The sequence below is a fragment of the Paenibacillus sp. J22R3 genome, from assembly GCF_056269305.1.
Genome location: NZ_JBWDNS010000001.1, coordinates 1,448,480 through 1,465,313, shown reverse-complemented (window position 1 = coordinate 1,465,313; position 16,834 = coordinate 1,448,480). Strand labels below are relative to the sequence as shown.

The window sequence follows — 16,834 nt, the reverse complement described above, 5'->3', positions numbered from 1 at the left end:
CAGGATGTCGACGGAATTGATTCGAGTAGCAGTAATGGGAGCAAGCGGCCGCATGGGCCGTGAGGTCGTCAAAATGGTACTACAGGATGAAATGCTTACACTGGCGGCTGCGGTATCTCCATCAGCAGGTCCGATCGATGCCGGTACATTGGTCGGACTTCAGCCTTGCGGCGTTACAGTCAGCGCAGATTTAAACGAAGCACTGGCAGCTGCAAACGCAGACGTGCTTGTTGATTTTACAGTACCGAGTGCCGCATATGGCAATACGACAGCAGCGATTGCTCACGGTGTCCGTCCGGTTATCGGAACGACGGGATTAACGCCTGAGCAAATGACTGAATTGGACGAGCTGTGCAAGGAGAGAGGCATCGGTGCTCTGATTGCTCCAAACTTCTCTATCGGCGCCATCCTCATGATGCAATTCGCCGCGCAGGCAGCTAAGTATATGCCTCATGTTGAGATTATTGAGTACCACGGAGATCAGAAGCTCGATGCTCCGTCAGGGACGTCCATCAAGACCGCAGAGCTGATCTCAGCAGCACGTCAAGAGCTGCGTCAAGGGAACCCGAAGGAAGAAGAAATTATCGAAGGCGCTCGCGGCGGTTATTATAATGGATTCCGTATACATAGTGTTCGTTTACCGGGTGTGTTTGCTCAACAAGAGGTTGTATTCGGCGGTCATGGGCAAACGCTCAAAATTCGTCACGATTCCTACGAACGTGCCGGTTATATGCCGGGTGTCAGCGTAGCGTGCAAGAAAGTAATGACTTATACGGGACTTATTTATGGCTTCGAACATTTGATGGACTAAAATAACTTATTAAACCGCGCAAATACATCATGCGACATGCGGATATTCAGGAGAGGAGTGCGGCTGGTAATGAACATCGCGTTTATTGCGCACGATCGAAAGAAAGATGAAATGGTTAACTTTGTCATCGCCTACGAGCATGTTTTTCAAGGCCATAATCTCTATTCGACAGGAACGACGGGCACGCGAATTATGGAGCAAACGAAGCTCTCGATTCATCGCTTCATGTCAGGACCTCTCGGCGGCGATCAACAAATCGGTGCTCTTGTGGCACAAAATGAAATGGATCTTATCATATTCTTGCGCGATCCTTTGATGGCGCAGCCGCACGAGCCGGACATCATCGCACTATTGAGGCTTTGTGATGTACAAGGTATACCTGTAGCAACGAACGTGGCGACAGGCGAGCTGCTGGTTAGGGCATTGCAACGCGGTGACTTCGCATGGCGCGAGCTTGTTCACAAATATAAGCCGGGTGAAGCGGAATGATCGAAGCCGTTGATATTCTCGCTTTCGGCGCGCATCCCGATGATGTTGAAATCGGCATGGGCGGTACAATTGCCAAACATACATCAGAGGGCTTTAAGGTTGCGATCTGTGATTTGACAGAAGCAGAAATGTCCTCTAATGGCACCGTGGAAACGAGGCGGCAGGAAGCTGCCGAAGCTTCTTCGGTGCTTGGTTTATCCGATCGTACGACGTTGAGACTACCGGACAGAGGCTTAACCGGATCAGCTGAACAGATCGCAGCTATCGTAACTGAAATTCGCCGGTTGCGGCCTCGTCTTGTCTTCGCACCTTATTGGTCGGACAGGCACCCGGATCATGTTAGCTGCAGCAGACTGATCGAAGAGGCCGTTTTCAATGCCAAGCTCCGCAATTACTTGCCGGAATTGCCGCCTGTTCAAGTGGAGCAGTTATACTTCTACTACATAAACGACAGCAATGAGGTTAGTCTCATTACGGATATCAGCGAGCATATGGAGACGAAGATTCAATCGCTTCAAGCCTATCGCTCGCAGTTTGCACCGCCGCAGCAAGGGGAAGACCGCGTACAGACACCGTTAACCGATCGATATATTCAGCGTGTTGAAGCGCGGGATATGTTACTCGGGCAGACGAGGGGCTGGGCTTATGCGGAAGGATTTGCAATCAAGCGCCCGCATACGGTAACTTTATTTTAGAGAATGGTTTGAGGTAGCGAAATTCGCCTAATTGAGGGCATATAATTGATAAAACGAGTTCATTCGCACGAAGGATGGCGAATCCGTTACTTAAGCCATAGCGTTGTACAACAGGAGGTGGAAGACATGGCCAAACGCTTGAAAATCGGGATTACTTGTTATCCGACACTTGGCGGCTCCGGCGTTGTTGCAACGGAGCTTGGAAAGCTTCTTGCAGAGAAGGGGCATGAAATTCATTTTATTACGCATAGCGTTCCGTTCCGTCTTGGGCAATTCCAGAAAAACATCTTTTATCATGAAGTTGAAGTAAACGATTATTACGTGTTCCGTTATCCGCCATATGATTTATCATTAGCCAGCAAAATGGCGCAGGTCGTCAAAAATCAGCAATTGGATGTCCTTCATGTTCATTATGCGGTTCCACATGCCGTCTGTGCATTCTTGGCGAAGCAAATGGTCGGCGATCATCTAAAGACCGTTACAACACTGCATGGAACGGATATCACGGTTCTTGCACAGGATGAGTCGCTCAAGGATTTGATCCGGATGGGCATTAACAAGAGTGATGCTGTGACGGCAGTATCGAAAGATCTTATTTGTGAAACGCGCGATCTGCTCGATATTACGAAACCGATTGAGCTCACCTATAACTTTGTCGATAAACGCGTCTATTACCCGCGGGAATGCAGCTCGCTGCGAAGCGACTTTGCAAGTAAAGACGAGAAGATACTCATGCATATTTCCAACTTCAGACCGGTTAAACGGCTTAGTGATGTCGTAGATATCTTCGCGAAGGTAGCAAAGGAAGTACCAAGTCGATTGCTGCTTGTCGGCGAAGGACCGGATCTGCCGAAGGTTCAGCAGCGCATTCGTCAGCTTGGCCTGCAGGATCGGGTTCATTTCCTCGGCAAACAGGATGATGTGGCGCAGGTAATCTCAATTGCGGACGTCATGCTGCTGCCTTCGGAGAAAGAGAGCTTCGGGCTTGTTGCACTCGAAGCCATGGCTTGCGGCGTTCCGACGATCGGATCGATTGCCGGCGGCATTCCCGAGCTTGTCACGCATGGCGAAACCGGCTACTTATCGCCGATTGGCGATACAGACAGCATGGCTGCCAACGCGATTCAATTGCTTCGTAATCCAGAGCTGTATCGCAAAGTTCGTGAAGCTTGTCTTCACCGGGCACGCCGTCAGTTCTGTAACGATTTGATTACGGCTGAATACGAGCGCATTTATTACAAGGTGCTCGGCATTGAAGCTGAGATTCCGGTACCGGTCTGCGATTAATGAAACAGGATGAACGATAAACAAAACATGAGGAGGGAGTGCCGATGTCGTGGAGTGATGCGCTGACAAGGGCGCTCCCTTTGCTTCATACCCTTGAAAGCTTAGGACATGAAACGGTGTTCGTTGGCGGATGCGTACGCGATACCATTACGGGTCGGACGCTCAAGGATGTTGATATTGCAACCGCTGCATCTCCCGAGCAGGTAATTGCGGTATTCCCGCACACGATTCCTACCGGCCTGCAGCATGGAACGGTAACGGTCGTGCATGAACGAATAACCTACGAGGTGACAACGTTTCGCACGGAATCGGTTTACGAGAAATTCAGACGGCCTGCGCAGGTGCAATTCGTGAAGAGCTTGGATGAGGATCTGTTGCGGCGTGATTTCACCATAAACAGTATGGCGATGCGAAGTAACGGTTCAATCTATGATCCATTTGGCGGGCAGCGGGATTTACGCGAGGGCATTCTGCGCTGCGTCGGCGATCCGGATGCTAGGCTGCAAGAGGATGCGCTTCGCATTGTGCGTGCGGTGCGTTTTGCTGCCTCATTCGATCTGCGGATCGCGACTCAGACCTGGCGCGCGATACTGCGCCATAAGCATCTGCTTGCACACATAGCGATGGAACGAATCGGCCTGGAGCTCGACAAAATGATCAGCGGCAGTGATCCTGCACGTGCAGCCGCCTATCTGGCGGTAAGCGGTCTGCTCCGGCATACGAAGGAACAGCTGCCGCAACTCATGATAGAAGCTGCTGAACAGTATAAGCGGGAGCGCAAAGATACAGCCATGCAATCTGCCGGCAGTAGGAGAACCGCCGTTATACAAACCATGGTTCGACTGGAATCCGATGAGGATCGCTGGGCTGCTCTTTGCATGTCGCTGCGGCTTAATCAAGGACAAGCTGACGAATTGTTTGCCAGGCTCCGTTATGCTACAGTTCGCAGTACACAATTGAAGGCTGTGATCGGCATTCATACCGCGCTGCAGGTTGATCTACAATTGAATGATACCGGACGTCGCGAATGGATTCGAACTATTTTGCAATACAGTAAACAAGCCGCGCAGCAGTGGCTGCGAATAGGGACAGCAATCCCTGAGCTTGTTTCGGCAGAGGCAGGAATGTCTAATATCCCAGTAGAACAGCTCCAAGCGTGGCTCTCTGCCATTCCCGCTTCCAAAGTCCGAGAGCTGGCCGTCAAAGGAACGGATATTCTTGCTTTCTCGAAGCAATCATCGGGGCCCTGGCTGGGCAGTCTGTTAAATGAACTGTTACAAGCAGTGGCTGCCGGAGATATTCCGAATGACAAACAAGCTTTGCTCCAGGCAGCAGCTGCGGCATTGCTCCATAACCATAGATCGGGAGTCCAAGAGGAGTTAACATGAATCGTATACTAGAGCTGTTAGAGCAGCAATCGACTGGGTACCTTTCAGGCGAACTGCTAAGTCAAGAGCTCCAAATCAGCCGAACAGCGGTTTGGAAGCACATTAAGAAGCTGGAAGCAGCAGGTTATCAAATAGAAGCATCAAGACGTTTGGGCTATCGATTAATAGGCCGTCCCGCTAAGCTGACTCCACAGGATTTGACCATGAAGCTGCAGAGTAAGGGATCTTCGATCATCCAGAAGATCCGGATGTTCGACTCCGTGGATTCCACGCAAAATATAGCGCAGCGATTGGCAGAAGAAGGTGCGGCAGAAGGCACACTGGTGATCGCGGAGCAGCAAACAAGCGGAAGAGGACGATTAGGGCGCAAATGGGTGTCGCCATCGGGTAAAGGCATTTATATGAGCTTTATTCTGAGACCCGGAATGCCCTTGCACTTTGCCCCACAGCTGACGTTGCTGACAGCCGTGGCATTGTGCCGCACGTTAAGAGCAATTGCGTCCCCGCTCGATATCGGGATTAAATGGCCGAATGACCTGCTGATTGGCGGTAAGAAGATCAGCGGTATTCTGCTCGAATCCACCGCTGAGGAAGAACGGCTGCGTTACGTCATTGCCGGCATTGGGATTAGCGTCAACCTAACAGCCGAGGACTTCCCGCAGGAGCTGCTGGATATTGCAACTTCGCTGCAGATCGAGCTTGGTCGACCGCTTGATCGGGCTGAAATTATCGCAGGTTTCTTCGAACAGTTCGAGCAGCTTTATACAATTTATCAGAAGGACGGCTTTGGTCCGATTCGAATGTTATGGGAGGCGCTGTCTGTTACGCTGAATAAGCCGACAAGACTGATTCTCTCAGGCGGCGAAACCATTGCAACACCGGTTGGACTTAATGAGCAAGGTGCGCTGCTTGTACAGAAGAGCGATGGGACGATTGTACCGATATTTTCGAGCGAACAAGTGCCCCAAGGATAGGCGAAGGGTTCATAGACGCGGCATCGATTTTTTGATATACTCGCCTTACTAGCATGCTCCATTAAAGGGTGGTATCGTCGCGTACGAACTGCACCGGAAAGTGGAGCTTCAGTTTTCAGTTTGCGGATAGAATTGGATGTATCGTTAGGCAGTGCGCATTCTGCTCTGAGCCGTTAGGGACCGAGACAGAAGGAAGCTCTTCTTGAAACGCTTCTCCGCCAATAGGTCGGTGGCAGTCGTTTCACCTTGAAACAGGACGTTCCTTTTTGGATTGGACCTTTGTAGCGGGTGCTAGAAGGTTTTTTTGTGTTGATCACATAGGACGACCCGCGATCGTGAAAGCTTAAACTAAGCTTTACAGATCCACGAGAGGGAGTCGGACCAATCCCTGAAGGAGGACGGAGCAATGAAACAACCGTTGACTATTACGAAGCTTAAGAAAATGAAGCAAAGCGGCGAGCCGATTTCCATGCTGACCGCCTATGATTATCCTTCGGCTAAGCTTGCCGAAGAAGCGGGAATTGATGTTATTCTTGTCGGTGATTCACTCGGTAACGTAGTGCTCGGCTATGATACGACAATTCCAGTAACCTTAGATGACATGGTTTATCATTCCAGAGCAGTAGCTCGTGGTGCAACAAATACATTTATTGTCGCGGATTTACCATTCATGACGTACCGGCTTGGCAAAGAGACAACGCTTCGCAATGCAGGCCGATTGCTGCAAGAGGGTTACGCGCATGCCGTTAAACTCGAAGGCGGCGCCGATATCGCGGATGAGGTCGCCGCTTGTGTCAGAGCAGGCATTCCGGTTATGGGGCATATCGGGCTTACACCGCAGTCCGTTCATCAGCTCGGCGGTTATCGCGTGCAAGGCAAGCTTGAACGCGAAGCGCAGCAGCTTATCGAAGATGCCAAGGCACTTGAAGCCGCCGGGGCATTCTGTATCGTGCTGGAGCTTGTGACGGAACCGCTGGCTGAAGCCATCTCGTCGGCACTTTCGATTCCGACCATCGGGATCGGTGCAGGACGCGGTTGTGACGGTCAAGTGCTTGTCTATCACGATATATTGCAATATGCGTCGCCATACCGGGAGAAACGGTTCGTCAAGACCTATGCGGACCTCGGAACAACGATCCGAAGCGCGATCGGCGCATACGTATCCGAGGTGAAGTCCCGTGAATTCCCGCAGGAAGCGCACGCGTTCCCGATGGAGCAGGAAATGCTTAGGCAGCTCTACGGCTCGGGTTCAAACGCAAACGCAAGTGCGGCTTCCAACTCCGATAAAGGAGAAACGGCGGCATCAGTGTCTTCCCAGCAGGCTGAGAAGCCTGCGGCAGATGCCGTCAAAGGAGGCGGACTTGTATGATCATATGTACCACGATTCAAGAGCTTAAAGCTCACCTGGCAAAGCAGCGTAAGAGTAAGCCGGATGGGCTTATCGGGATCGTTCCTACAATGGGATTTCTGCACGAAGGTCATGCAAGCCTGATGAAGCGGGCACGTGAAGAATGCAATTATACGGTTTTAACTATATTCGTAAACCCGCTTCAATTTGGACCGAATGAAGATTTCGACCGCTACCCCAGGGACTTGGAGCGGGATTCCGCCCTTGCTCAAGCAAATGGTATTGACTTGCTGTTTGCGCCAACCGTTCAGGAGATGTATCCGACCAAACCGTTAACCAAAGTACTGATTACCGAGGTGACTGAACGATTATGCGGTGCCTCGCGACCGGGCCATTTCGATGGCGTCGGCATCGTAGTCAGCAAGCTGTTTAATCTGGTTCAACCGAATCGTGCTTATTTCGGCATGAAAGACGCCCAGCAGGTTGCGGTCATTGAGCAGATGGTGCATGATCTCAATATGCCGGTTCAGATTGTCCGCTGCGAAACAGTGCGTGAAGCAGATGGCCTCGCCATGAGCTCGCGGAACGTGTATCTAAGCGACGATCAGCGCAAGCAGGCCGTAATCCTGTCCGAGACGCTGAGAGCGGCTGAGAGCTGGCTCAAGCAGCCTGGAATGACGCATCTGAAGCTGTCTGAGTTAATCGCGGCTTCGATTCGATCCGTTCCGTTCGCAGAGATTGATTATGCTGAACTTCTTACTTATCCGAATTTATCGCCTATAGGTACCAATACGGAATTATCTGCTTTATCTCAAACCATTATTATTGCGCTTGCAGTCAAATTCGGCAGTACGCGCTTAATTGACAATCGTTTATTTCAACTCGGCGGAGGTGACACAAATGTTCAGAACGATGATGAAATCCAAACTTCACCGAGCGACCGTCACGGAAGCGAACCTCAATTATGTGGGCAGCATCACCATTGATGAGGACTTGATGGAGCTTGCCGATCTTTGGGCTAATGAGAAAGTGCAAATCGTCAATAATAATAACGGTGCTCGCCTGGAAACATACGTCATTACAGGGCCGCGCGGCTCCGGCGTGATCTGTTTGAACGGCGCAGCGGCACGCCTCGTACAACCCGGAGATAATGTCATTATTATTGGATACGGCATGATGACCGAGGAAGAAGCTCGGACGTATAAACCAAAGGTTGTCATCCTTGATGCAGGAAACAAGCCTGTTCAAATGCTTGAGCAGGAATTGCATTCCACTATTTTGTAAACCGGCATCTGCCCGACTTGATGCCAGCGCTGTGAAACGTCTGGGACAGAGTATGAAAAGCAGTGCGGGGGCAAAGAATGAGCATAACAAATTCACTTCTATCCTGGCGTGAAGGTGGGTGCGACGATATGTTCAAACATGTATTTGCTACCATGCAGGAAATGCTCGAAGAAATTATTATCCATTATCCGCACGCAAACGGCGCACAACGCAAGCAGCTTGATGATCAGTTGTCCTCCCTGAAACAATTCAGCGATACCTTTATCGAGGAATGGCTGCAATTTGAAGAGAAGATGGCGGATTTCCGAGATCTGCAGCTGGCACATTCGAAAGGCAGCAGTACTGGCCAAGCACCTCCGAAGCCGACAGCGCCTGCATCCGGTTATCCGAAGACCATCTCGGCTGTCCCTGCACCGCCCCTCCAGCAGCAGAAGCCTGCTGCAGCAAGCAAAGGGAATCCCCCCGTGGCTGCAGCTATCGAGAAGTCGGTTCCATGCGATGATTTCGATGATGATGCCGCGTTCGAGATGCAGCAGGCGATGTCCAAAGGCCAAGGCTATTTTAAATTATTTATGTTTAAAGATGCATTTAAGCATTTTCAAGATGCGGTCAGAAGATCGCCGGACGATAATCGTGCACGGCTGTTCCTGGGCATGACATGCATGCATTTGCAGGAATGGCATGAAGCTCAGCGTCACTTTCAGCTGCTTGTAGAAGTTACCGAGCATCCGAAGTGGAAGGCGCTTGGCCTTAACGCCTTGGGCTGCATACAAGCTGTCCGCATGAATTTAGAACAGGCGGCCGTCTACTTTGAGAAGGCCCATGAAGCAGATCCTAATTTTATGGATCCATTGTCGAATATGAAGTCATGCGAGCAGCATGCAGGCCAGCTATCCCTTTTATTCGGGAGTGGCCAGCTTTAGTTTTTGTGAGAGGATACTTACCGGATGAATTATGCCGTACTGGATTTGGAAACGACCGGTCATAGTGCCGGTGATGAAATGATACAAGTAGGTCTTGTGCTGCTGGATGAAGAACTAAACGTTGTTCATTCTTACAGTACGTTCGTCAAACCGACGATTGCGATTCCACCGTTCATAACGCAGCTAACCGGCATTGATGAAGCAATGGTTGCGAATGCGCCGGAGCTGGATGAGGTACTGCTTGAGCTCATACCCATGCTCAGCGACGCCGTTCTCGTTGCTCACAATGTCGGCTTTGATGCGGGCTTTCTCAATTCGGCGCTGGATCGCTGCGGTTATTTGCCTTTTGACGGAAGACGACTGGATACGATTGATTTATTGCGCATTCTTTATCCTACCTTAACGACTTATCAGCTGGGCTCGGTGACTGAATTTTTCGGAATTGAACATAACCAACATCACCGCGCGGACAGCGATGCGATGGCAACAGCGGAACTGTTCAGCATTTGCTATAACAAGCTGAAGGGATTACCGCTGCTAACGCTGCAGCGTCTGGCGAACCTGCTCGGCGATGACTTGGATGATTTAGGATGGTACGTTTCTCAGATGGCCTTCATGAAAGAAACGCAAACGTCCATCGATCCCGATGCTTATCATTACTTCCGTCAATTTGCCATGAAAGCCGGCGATTGGTCAGAGGAACAGCATCCAAGGGAGAACATGGACGAGGAATCCGGAACGTCTGTGACGGACTGGACGTTCCCGCAATTTCTGACGCATATCAAGAACGAAATTGCCGCCCTTGTTCCTGGTTATGAAGAGCGAGAACCGCAAAACATGATGTTCCAAGAAGTGATTGATGCGCTGGAAGAGGAGCGTCATTTGCTCATAGAGGCAGGTACAGGCACAGGAAAGTCGCTGGGCTACCTCATCCCGGCTCTGTACTATGGTGTCCAGCACAATCAGAAGATAGTCGTCAGCACGCACACGATTAACCTGCAGGAACAACTGCGGGCACGCGATCTGCCGCTGCTGCAGGCTGTCATGCCTTATCCATTCCGAGCCGCCGTCTTTAAGGGACGCGGCAATTATTTATGTTTACGCAAGTTTGAAGGTAAAGTAAATATGCGTGATTTCGCTTCACCGGCAGAGGATCGAATTACGGCTTCGCAGATGGTCGTATGGCTGAGTGAATCGAATCACGGTGATCAGGAAGAGCTTAATTTTGGCAATCGGGGTGCTGATTTCTGGGGAACGGTTGCCAGTGACACCGACTCCTGTCTCAATCGTGCCTGTCCCTGGTTCAAACGCTGCTATTATCATCGCGCGAAGCAGGAAGCCAATATTGCGGATGTCGTTATTACCAATCATTCGATGCTTTTCACGGATATACGAGCGGATCATCGATTGCTTCCGGGATATGAGCATCTCATCCTTGATGAAGCCCATCATTTGGAAGAGGTCGCAGGCAAACATTTGGGTACGCAGGTTTCCTATTATTCCGTCCAGCATCCGGTACTAAGACTCTGCAAAGATGCACGCAATGGCCAGTTGATTGCGCTTAAGAGCAGATTGGCGAACGAGGACGTCGAGAAAACCCAGAAATGGCGCGAGGAAATCGATGAAGTTGTTCCGGTGTTCGGCGACTTGCGTGATGAGTGGGATCGCTTGTTTGAAATGCTGTACACGCTGATGGGCAACGGTGCTCCAGGTACGAAGAGCACAGGGGATGGCTCTAGCGGGGAAACCGGGCAATTCGTGCTCAGACTCCGCAGCGGCAAGCTGCCGGATTATTGGTCGGATGCACAGCTCATTGAGGAAGCGATTAACGGATACTTAAGCCAAATCATTCGTCCTCTCGATAAAGTGTTTGCAGCCATTAAAGAAGAGATCGATGATCCCGGCATCGCCGCATTGGTGACGGACTTAAGCGGCACGATCAAAGACCTGTCCCGGGCCAGAGATGATTTGCGACAATTCATGAAAGCAGATAAGACCGATACCGTATACTGGCTTGAAGCGAACAGCAATTCAAGAGCCAAATCGATTCAGCTATACGCTGTACCTGCGGATGTGAGCAGCCAGCTGCGTACTTATTTCTTCGATATTAAGAAAAGCGTCATTCTCACTTCAGCGACCTTATCCGTTCAGAAATCATTCCAATATGCATGTGAGCAGCTGGGTCTAACCAAAGATGAGGAGCAGGGACGCCTGAAGACGGTTCAACTGCCGTCACCGTTTAATTACAGAGAACAAGCGCTGGTCATTATCCCGCGTAACTTCCCTGTACTGAAAGGTGCCGCAGGAGATCCACAGTTCAATGATATGCTGGTAAAGTCATTGACAGAGGCGGCGATTGAGACAAAAGGTCGTATGCTCGTTCTGTTTACGTCCTATCGGATGCTGAAGCAGGTTTATGATCCGCTCAAGGAAGCGCTGGCGCCAACCGGAATTCATGTTCTGGGACAGGGAATTGACAGCAGCAATCGCAGCAAACTAACCAGAAGATTTCAACAGCAGCAAGCTTCTGTTCTGCTTGGAACAAGCAGCTTCTGGGAAGGCGTAGACATTCCCGGTGATGCATTGACCTGTCTGGCGATTGTCAGACTTCCATTCCAGCCGCCTAACCATCCGCTGGTGGAAGCAAAGTCTGAATTGCTGCAGGAGCAGAAGCAGAACCCGTTTATGAAGCTTTCCATCCCGCAGGCGGTAATTCGCTTCAAGCAGGGCTTTGGCCGCCTTGTGCGGACCGGTAAGGACCGCGGCATTGTTCTTATCTACGATACCAGAGTGATTGATACGTATTATGGCAAATATTTTCTGTATTCCCTACCGGGGCCGAAGATCGAGCATATGCATTTAGAGCAAATTGTTCCTCGCATACGCGAATGGCTTGCACCAAGTCCAAGTTCAACTCCAAGTGAAGAAGAGGTGGAGAAATGAAGCCGATGAAAATATCCGAGGCGGTCGTTCGCAGACTACCGGTTTATCTGCAGGTCTTGAACGATCTGAACATGCGGGATGTTCAGACGGTTTCATCACAAGATCTTGGCAATAAGCTGGATCTGAATCCGGCACAAATCCGGAAGGATCTCGCTTACTTTGGCGATTTTGGCCGAAAAGGGATCGGTTACGATGTCACTTATTTGATCGAGAAAATCCGTCAAATTCTAAAGCTGGACCAGCCGCTGAATGTAGGGCTGGTCGGAGCCGGGAACTTAGGACGAGCACTCTGCAACTATAATACGTATCTGAAGGATAATATGAAAATCACTGCCGTCTTCGATGTTCATCCTTCTATGGTGGGTGCTTCCATTAATGGGTTGACTGTAATGTCGATGGATAAGCTGAAAGAAACGGTCGTTGAACTCAATATCCGCATAGGAATCATTACAGTACCTGCAATTGAAGCGCAAAATGTAGCAGATAAATTCGTCGAGGCCGGCGTTGATGGCATCTTGAATTTTGCTCCTACGATTCTCAGAGTGCAGGAGCATGTGCGTATCCATTATGCGAATTTCACTACTGAGCTGATGAGCTTAGCGTATTACTTGGATGAAGAAGGGGACGACGAGAATGAAACGGTTGTGGATTGAGAACGGTACTTTTGTCACGATGGACGAGCAGCGTCCCGTATTGAAGGGCCATATGGTCGTGGAAGGCGATACCATTCTGTATCTGGATGAGCAAGCGCCGGACCCGATTCCGGCAGGGGCTGAACGTATAGATGGACGAGGGCTGGTATTCATGCCAGGTTTAATCAATACGCATGGACATGCTGCAATGTCACTTCTCCGCGGCTATTCCGATGACGAAGCGCTGCAAGTATGGCTCGAGCAGAAGATGTGGCCGATGGAAGGCAAATATACGGATGAGGATGCTCGCTGGGGGACTGCTCTGGCCGTTGCCGAGATGCTGAAATCCGGAACGACAACATTCGTCGATATGTATGATCGGATGCACATCGTAGCTGAGGTTGTAGAGCAATCCGGTATGCGCGGCCTGCTTACTCGCGGTGTAATTGGACTTTGCCCGCCGGACGTGCAAACTGCCAAGCTGGATGAAGCAAAGCAATTTGCGCAAGAGTGGAACGGAAGAGCAAACGGCCGTATTCGTACGATGCTTTCACCGCATGCTCCATATACATGTCCTCCGGATTATATCGCTCGTATCGTAGAAGCTGCGAACGAACTGGATCTGCCGCTTCATACACATATGTCGGAAACGGCTGCGGAAGTGCAGTTCAATGTCAATGATTACGGCTGCCGGCCTGTCGAGCACTTGGACAAGCTTGGTTTCTTCTCCCGTCCGGCTTTGGTCGCGCATGCGGTTCATTTAACTGATGAAGAGATCGCGCTTCTTGCCGAGCGTGGCGTAAGTGTTTCCCATAACCCTGCCAGCAACCTGAAGCTTGCGAGCGGCATTGCGCGTGTACCGGATCTGATGAAAGCCGGCGTAACCGTATCGCTTGGGACGGACAGTGCGGCAAGCAATAATAATTTGGACCTGTTCGATGAAATTCGGTTGGCAGCATTGATTCACAAAGGGATCTCCGGCGATCCGACTGCAGTTCCGGCATGGGAAGCGCTTAAGCTTGGTACCGTATACGGCGCACGAGCGATTTGGCAGGAGGAGCGCTTAGGCGCACTTAAACCGGGTATGAAGGCCGACTTTATCGCTTTGAATATCGAACAGCCGCATTTCTATCCACAGACTGAAATTGTCTCCCACCTCGTGTATTCCGGATCAGGCCGCGACGTTGTTCATGTATGGGTTGATGGCGTTCAAGTCGTGAAGCAAGGCGAATGTGTCTTCCTGGATGAAGCACAAATTCGCGCTGAGGCGCAGCGCTGCTTCGAAAGGCTGCTCTCCAGCTAATGCGTGCTAATCGACGCAAAAGACCGCCGGTAATGTCAGCAGGCCGCTGGATTGCGCTTAGTGCCACCGTGATCATTCTTATCTTGATTGCGCTAAACTGGTATTACCGGTCTGTGCAGACTCCTGTTTGGAAGGAAGAACAAGCTGCAGAAGCCGAAGCGAAGGATCGCGGCAGTCTCAGCAGCGTGGACAACTCTTATCATTATGTTTGGGACGAACCGGTCTGGGTCGTAAAAGGAAAGGACCATAATGGCGATACTACATATGTATGGCTGAAGCAGAATGAGTCCATTACGCTGCGAGAGAATGAAGGTATTGCTAAATCCGAGATGAAGGAACGGTTTCTGCTTGGGAAGCCGGACGCTGCCATCTCACACTTAAAGCTCGGCCTATTCGGTGGCGAGCCGGTTTGGGAAGTATTCTATTCCCGTGATCAAGCCGGCGTGACGAATCATTATTACGAGTTTTATCGCTTCCGCGATGGCGTGTTCTTGATTACGTATAAGCTTCCTGCAAGGTAGGAGTAGAACGATAATCAACATGCAGTAAGATCGACCATAGTTCCCTTTTATTACACGCCCTCTGTATCTGCAGGTTGTGATATACTTTCGTATAGCAGCAAGTGATAGACGAAAGTGCAGCGCAAATTGTTCGATGAAGGGGGCTTTTTGCTATGAAAATACGTTTACTTCCAGCCATTATTACTGCAGTTATTTCTGCCGGATTATTAGTAGGCGGTTGGTATATACACCGTAATGTGGCGACGATTGAGCCGCTTGAACGCATAGTTGCCGAAACACCTGGAGTGATAGAAGGAGAGCCGGTAATCAGTCGCAGCTCGGTTACGATCGATTTAAAGCTGGACCGTGATGCAAATCTGCGGAACGTGTACGATACGATCGCTACGAAAGGCGATAACATGATCGGGAATCGTGAGCTTATGCTTGATATTCGTAATGACAAGACGTCAAAGCAGCTGGATGACATCTGGTCGACGATGCTCTTCGATGTCGCCCAAGCCATGGAGCATCGCAATTACGCGGATATTCCGGCAACCTTGAAACAAATCCAGAGCCAAAACGCCGGTGTTACTGCAGTATCTGAAATGGATGATACGAATGTCTATATTACGTTAAAAGACAGTAAATCGGAGAAGTACATCCTATTGCCTCGTACGCCAAATACGTTGGGAGCGTGGCCGAATGTTTAAGTATGGGAAAGAAATGGCGATCGGCTTCGTGCCGGTTTTTATCTTATTTCTGCAGTTTTATGTAGGTGTAAACACCATTCCACTTGTTTTTCTTGCTGTTATTGTCGGTGGATTGCTCTACATGGCGAAGTCACGTGGGAATTTGGCTACAGTAGGCGGTGGAAGCAGAGGAAAGGCGAGAGTGACGAAGCCGCTTTCGTTTGACCAAATCGGCGGTCAGGACCGAGCGAAGCAGGAGCTCGTCGAAGCGCTTGATTTTCTGATTCATGTCGATCAAATTTCGAAATTCGGTATTCGACCACTGAAGGGCATTTTGCTTACAGGCCCTCCGGGAACAGGGAAAACGCTGCTGGCGAAAGCGGCAGCTCATTATACGGATTCGATCTATGTGGCCGCATCCGGTTCTGAATTTGTTGAAATGTATGTCGGCGTCGGCGCAAGCCGTATCCGCGAATTGTTCAAGGAAGCCCGCCAGAAGGCGGCTAAGCAGAACAAGGAAAGTGCCGTTATTTTCATTGATGAGATCGATGTTATCGGTGGAAAACGCGACGGCGGACAGCAGCGCGAGTATGACCAAACGCTGAATCAGCTCTTAACTGAGCTTGACGGTATCCATACGTCGGATACACCGCGTATTCTGTTGATCGGCGCGACGAACCGAAAGGAAATGCTGGACAGTGCACTGCTTCGTCCCGGCCGGTTCGATCGTCATATCGCCGTTGATTTGCCGGATAAGAAAGGCCGCTCGCATATTCTTAATATCCATGCGCAGAACAAACCGCTCCATACCGAGGAAGTAAACCTCGATAAGATTGCGGAAGAGTCCTTCGGGTTCTCCGGCGCACAGCTGGAGAGCGTCATGAATGAAGCTGCCATCTATGCAATGCGTGAAGAAGGCGAAGTGATTAGCCAACGTCATCTATCCATGGCCATTGATAAAGTGATGATGGGTGAACGCACGGATCGCGAAGCGACGAGTGAAGAGCGTGAACGTGTGGCTTTGCACGAATTGGGCCATGCGATTGCAGCGGAACTCATACGTCCGGGCAGTGTTTCCCAGGTAGCCCTGCTGCCTAGAGGACAGGCGCTGGGTTATGTACGTCATAACCCGCAGCAGGATAAGTATTTGTATACGAAGCCGTTCTTGGAAGGTCAGATTATGATTGCGTTAGGCGGAGCTGCAGCGGAAGAGATCTTCTATGGCGGACGCAGCACAGGCTCCAGAGGAGATTTCGATCAGGCGATGAGTATCGTTCGTTCTATGGTGGAATCAGGTCTTACCGATCTTGGCATTATCGACAGCTCGATGATGACGCCCGACAAGTGGGCGGATGTGAACGGACGTATCTTAAATGAGCTTATGGAACGTGTGAAACGCATGCTGGAGAGTAATCGTGGAGTGTTTACGTCCTCACTGAAGGTGCTGACCAATGAAGAAACGTTGAGCGGTGACCGCTTCCGTTCTTTACTTGGCCAGGTCGTTTCAGAGGAACAGCTGCTCGCAGCACAATAATGGATGACGAAGAAGGCGGAGCCCCTCCGCCTTC

The 16,834-nt window shown here is 50.5% G+C and carries 16 protein-coding genes; all 16 read left to right on the top strand.

What is annotated here, in order from left to right; translation table 11 throughout:
- Nucleotides 1-4: 4 nt before the first annotated feature.
- The 16 genes from dapB to AC0YN4_RS06650 all read left to right on the top strand — a co-directional run bounded on the left by dapB (nucleotide 5) and on the right by AC0YN4_RS06650 (nucleotide 16,800).
- A complete protein-coding gene (gene dapB / locus AC0YN4_RS06725; RefSeq protein ID WP_475835434.1) occupies nucleotides 5-811 on the top strand; it encodes a 4-hydroxy-tetrahydrodipicolinate reductase in 807 nt (268 codons plus the stop codon).
- A gap of 69 nt (nucleotides 812-880) precedes the next feature.
- Nucleotides 881-1,300 (top strand): methylglyoxal synthase, encoded by a 420-nt coding sequence (locus AC0YN4_RS06720; RefSeq protein ID WP_090976676.1) that lies wholly within the window; start codon nucleotides 881-883, stop codon nucleotides 1,298-1,300.
- Entirely contained in the window at nucleotides 1,297-1,995 is a 699-nt protein-coding gene (bshB1, locus tag AC0YN4_RS06715; RefSeq protein ID WP_475835433.1) for a bacillithiol biosynthesis deacetylase BshB1, read from the top strand. Before AC0YN4_RS06720 ends, bshB1 begins: the two co-directional genes overlap by 4 nt.
- Before the next feature lie 126 nt (nucleotides 1,996-2,121).
- Entirely contained in the window at nucleotides 2,122-3,282 is a 1,161-nt protein-coding gene (gene bshA / locus AC0YN4_RS06710; RefSeq protein WP_475835432.1) for an N-acetyl-alpha-D-glucosaminyl L-malate synthase BshA, read from the top strand.
- A 44-nt stretch (nucleotides 3,283-3,326) separates the two neighbouring features.
- Nucleotides 3,327-4,670 (top strand): CCA tRNA nucleotidyltransferase, encoded by a 1,344-nt coding sequence (locus tag AC0YN4_RS06705; protein WP_475835431.1) that lies wholly within the window; start codon nucleotides 3,327-3,329, stop codon nucleotides 4,668-4,670.
- The gene (locus AC0YN4_RS06700; protein WP_475779413.1) at nucleotides 4,667-5,644 is read left to right on the top strand and encodes a biotin--[acetyl-CoA-carboxylase] ligase; all 978 of its coding nucleotides are present in this window, start codon (nucleotides 4,667-4,669) and stop codon (nucleotides 5,642-5,644) included. Before AC0YN4_RS06705 ends, AC0YN4_RS06700 begins: the two co-directional genes overlap by 4 nt.
- Before the next feature lie 406 nt (nucleotides 5,645-6,050).
- A complete protein-coding gene (gene panB / locus AC0YN4_RS06695; RefSeq protein ID WP_475779414.1) occupies nucleotides 6,051-7,013 on the top strand; it encodes a 3-methyl-2-oxobutanoate hydroxymethyltransferase in 963 nt (320 codons plus the stop codon).
- Nucleotides 7,010-7,978 carry a pantoate--beta-alanine ligase gene (panC, locus tag AC0YN4_RS06690; RefSeq protein WP_475779415.1) on the top strand — a complete coding sequence of 323 codons (969 nt, stop codon included), beginning with the start codon at nucleotides 7,010-7,012 and terminating at the stop codon, nucleotides 7,976-7,978. Before panB ends, panC begins: the two co-directional genes overlap by 4 nt.
- Nucleotides 7,893-8,276, top strand: coding sequence for an aspartate 1-decarboxylase (gene panD / locus AC0YN4_RS06685; RefSeq protein ID WP_090976662.1), 384 nt, complete (start codon nucleotides 7,893-7,895; stop codon nucleotides 8,274-8,276). Before panC ends, panD begins: the two co-directional genes overlap by 86 nt.
- A 128-nt stretch (nucleotides 8,277-8,404) precedes the next feature.
- Nucleotides 8,405-9,199, top strand: coding sequence for a tetratricopeptide repeat protein (locus AC0YN4_RS06680; RefSeq protein ID WP_475779416.1), 795 nt, complete (start codon nucleotides 8,405-8,407; stop codon nucleotides 9,197-9,199).
- 24 nt (nucleotides 9,200-9,223) lie between these two features.
- The gene (gene dinG, locus AC0YN4_RS06675; protein WP_475779417.1) at nucleotides 9,224-12,142 is read left to right on the top strand and encodes an ATP-dependent DNA helicase DinG; all 2,919 of its coding nucleotides are present in this window, start codon (nucleotides 9,224-9,226) and stop codon (nucleotides 12,140-12,142) included.
- A complete protein-coding gene (locus AC0YN4_RS06670; RefSeq protein ID WP_475835430.1) occupies nucleotides 12,139-12,795 on the top strand; it encodes a redox-sensing transcriptional repressor Rex in 657 nt (218 codons plus the stop codon). The genes dinG and AC0YN4_RS06670 overlap by 4 nt, the downstream gene beginning before the upstream one ends.
- Nucleotides 12,776-14,077, top strand: a complete 1,302-nt coding sequence (locus tag AC0YN4_RS06665; RefSeq protein ID WP_475779419.1) for an amidohydrolase — start codon at nucleotides 12,776-12,778, stop codon at nucleotides 14,075-14,077. Before AC0YN4_RS06670 ends, AC0YN4_RS06665 begins: the two co-directional genes overlap by 20 nt.
- A complete protein-coding gene (locus tag AC0YN4_RS06660) occupies nucleotides 14,077-14,598 on the top strand; it encodes a cell wall elongation regulator TseB-like domain-containing protein (RefSeq protein ID WP_475779420.1) in 522 nt (173 codons plus the stop codon). The genes AC0YN4_RS06665 and AC0YN4_RS06660 overlap by 1 nt, the downstream gene beginning before the upstream one ends.
- 152 nt (nucleotides 14,599-14,750) lie before the next feature.
- Nucleotides 14,751-15,287, top strand: coding sequence for a hypothetical protein (locus AC0YN4_RS06655; protein ID WP_475779421.1), 537 nt, complete (start codon nucleotides 14,751-14,753; stop codon nucleotides 15,285-15,287).
- On the top strand, nucleotides 15,280-16,800 hold the full coding sequence (locus tag AC0YN4_RS06650; RefSeq protein WP_475779422.1) for an AAA family ATPase: 1,521 nt from the start codon (nucleotides 15,280-15,282) through the stop codon (nucleotides 16,798-16,800). The genes AC0YN4_RS06655 and AC0YN4_RS06650 overlap by 8 nt, the downstream gene beginning before the upstream one ends.
- The last annotated feature ends 34 nt before the right edge of the window (nucleotides 16,801-16,834 follow it).